This window comes from Bradyrhizobium sp. (genome assembly GCF_016462955.1).
Lineage (GTDB): Bacteria > Pseudomonadota > Alphaproteobacteria > Rhizobiales > Xanthobacteraceae > Bradyrhizobium.
In genome coordinates, this window is the sequence record NZ_JAEMSD010000361.1 from 4,479 (window position 1) to 7,125 (window position 2,647).

General features: G+C 60.6%; 4 protein-coding genes. All 4 read right to left on the reverse strand.

Annotated features, from left to right (window positions below):
- The coding region (locus JHD07_RS28170; RefSeq protein ID WP_291628062.1) for a hypothetical protein at positions 1–308 on the reverse strand (308 nt) is incomplete at its 3' end.
- 213 nt (positions 309–521) lie between these two features.
- Positions 522–1,913: a GTPase HflX gene (gene hflX / locus JHD07_RS28175; RefSeq protein ID WP_291628063.1), complete on the reverse strand. Its 1,392-nt coding sequence runs from the start codon at positions 1,911–1,913 to the stop codon at positions 522–524.
- Positions 1,914–1,924: 11 nt separating this feature from the next.
- A complete protein-coding gene (gene hfq, locus JHD07_RS28180; protein WP_007591126.1) occupies positions 1,925–2,173 on the reverse strand; it encodes an RNA chaperone Hfq in 249 nt (82 codons plus the stop codon).
- 307 nt (positions 2,174–2,480) lie between these two features.
- Positions 2,481–2,647, reverse strand: a 167-nt coding sequence (locus JHD07_RS28185) for a helix-turn-helix domain-containing protein (RefSeq protein ID WP_291628136.1), incomplete at its 5' end; no start/stop codon positions are given.

Here is a 2,647-nt window from a genome sequence, read left to right on the forward strand (position 1 = left end):
ACCTCCCAAATGCCAACAAGTTTCTGTCTCATTGGGCTCAGGATGTCTTCCTTCAGTTGCAGATTGCTTAGATAACCGGCGAAGGCAAACAGAAAGCTGAACGACACAAAGATTACAGGGATCCAAGGCGAAGAGCTAGGTCGAGTAATAAAGGGCGCTTCCTTGGCAATTTCGAACACTCCTATCGACCAGCCAATCACAAAAGTCATTATTATCGCAAAGATGATTCCGTAGAACAGCATCCGAAAAAACGGGACGATCATAAAGCCTTCGGATACCTGTTTGAAAAATTCCAACAGTTTCGCCATGCGTGCTTTCCCATCGAATGCTGGATCGGCGCGATAGTGCTCCGACATCGCGGAGCAACGGGCTATTCAACTAAAAACTTTATGATCGATATTGCGCAATCTATAGCGGCAAACATACCCAGTCGCAGCGGGCGGTCAATGGCAAATTGGACCCGCGCGATTTTGTTCGCTTGCTTCAGGGGGGCGGCCAACCGTTCGCAACGGGCGAGGAATTCAAGCCACGCGCGGCACCGCGTCGAACCTGTTCACCACGATATCCCGCTTGGTCTCGTCCACCCGCACGGTCATGTCGAAGCGGCCGTCGTGCAGCTCCTTCGACAGCACCTCGGCATTGCGGTGCAGCCAGCTGATGCCGGCGCCGTCGGCGGCGTCGATGGAAAGGTCGAGCGTGGTGCGCTTGGCGGCGAGGCGCTCCTCGATCGCGGCGAGCAATGCGTCGACGCCCTCGCCCGTAACGGCCGAGACCAACATGGCCGAATGGTCTTCAGGCCGGCGCGCGGCGATGTTCAGAAGCTCTTCGCGCTTGTCGGGGTCGTAACGGTCGATCTTGTTCCAGACCTCGATGATGCGACCTGAGTCATCAGGGTTGATGCCGAGCTGGCGCAGCACCGCGTCGACGTCGCTCTGCTGCGCCTCGGCATCTTCATGCGAGATGTCGCGAACGTGCAGGATGACGTCGGCCTCCAGCACCTCCTCCAGTGTGGCGCGGAAGGCGGCGACGAGCTGCGTCGGCAAGTTGGAGATGAAGCCGACGGTGTCCGACAGCATCGCCTTGCCGCCGTGCGGCAGGGTGAGGGCGCGCAAGGTCGGATCGAGTGTCGCGAAAAGCATATCCGCCGCCTGCACGTCGGCGCGGGTCAGGCGGTTGAACAGCGTCGACTTGCCGGCATTGGTGTAACCCACCAGCGCCACGACACGGTACGGCACGCGCTGCCGTCCCGCGCGATGCAGCCGCCGCGTCGCCTGCACCTTCTTCAGCTCGCTCTCCAGCTTGGTGATGCGCTCCTGGATCAGGCGGCGATCGGCTTCGATCTGCGTCTCGCCGGGGCCGCCCATGAAGCCGAAACCGCCGCGCTGGCGTTCCAGATGGGTCCATGATCGTACCAGGCGGGAACGCTGGTAGTTGAGATGCGCCAGCTCGACCTGGAGCGCGCCCTCCTTGGTCTTGGCGCGGCGGCCGAAGATTTCCAGGATGAGCCCGGTGCGGTCGAGCACCTTGGCGTGCAGCTCCTTCTCGAGATTGCGCTGCTGGATCGGTGCCAGTGCGCAATCCATGACCACGAGCTCGACATCGAGGCTCTTGGCCAGCGCGGCGATCTCCTCGACCTTGCCCTTGCCGATATAGGTCGCCGGCCTGATCTGGTTGATCGGCGCGATGATGGCGTCGGCAATGACGAGATCGATCGCGCGCGCGAGGCCCGCGGCTTCGTCGAGCCGGGCCTCGGCGTCCCGTTGAACATGATTTGGAAGGACATGGCTTTCCGATTGCGCGTCGGCACCGCCTGCGCGCATTCGCAAATAAGGGCCGATGACAAGCACCCGCACCGTCTTAGCCCCTGCCGACCGCGGGCGGTCGGCATCCCCGTCGATATTCCGGGGTTCCAATCAGATCACTCTCAAGCCGGCTGGTCCTCGCCGCCTTCGAACAGCTGGATCGGCGCGCCCGGCATGATGGTCGAGATCGCATGCTTGTAGACAAGCTGCGAATGACCGTCGCGCCGAAGCAGCAAACAGAAATTGTCGAACCAGGTCACGATGCCCTGGAGCTTCACTCCGTTGACCAGAAAGATCGTCAGTGGCGTCTTGGTTTTGCGAACGTGATTGAGGAAGGTGTCCTGTAGGTTTTGCGCGCGGTCTGCCGCCATTGTTTTTTTCTCGCTTTGAGTTTCTTTTTATTGCGCCGGATGCGGCCCTCTTTGTGGGTTCGGGGCCTCCTCCGGTTGCCGTCCCTCATGAGATCCCCCTCGGGAGGAACAGCGGTTCGATTAGAAGACAGGTCGGGATATTAGGCAAGCCGCTTCACGCGGCAGGAAAGGCCCCGATGCCCGGAAAACTACGGGAATCGACGATTTTCCTCGCTTGTCCTGACGCGAGGCCGCAAGACCCCGCACTAGGCTGTTGTTTTGATGCGCTTTTCTTGGCGCGATTCGCTCCGCGCTGGCCGCAAACGCCCTAGCCGACGCCGAGCGCCTTCAACTTCCGGTGCAACGCCGAACGTTCCATGCCGACGAACTCGGCCGTTCGAGAAATATTTCCTGAGAAACGGCTGATCTGTGCAATCAAATAGTCGCGCTCGAACACCTCGCGGGCCTCGCGCAGAGGCAGGCCCATGATGTGCT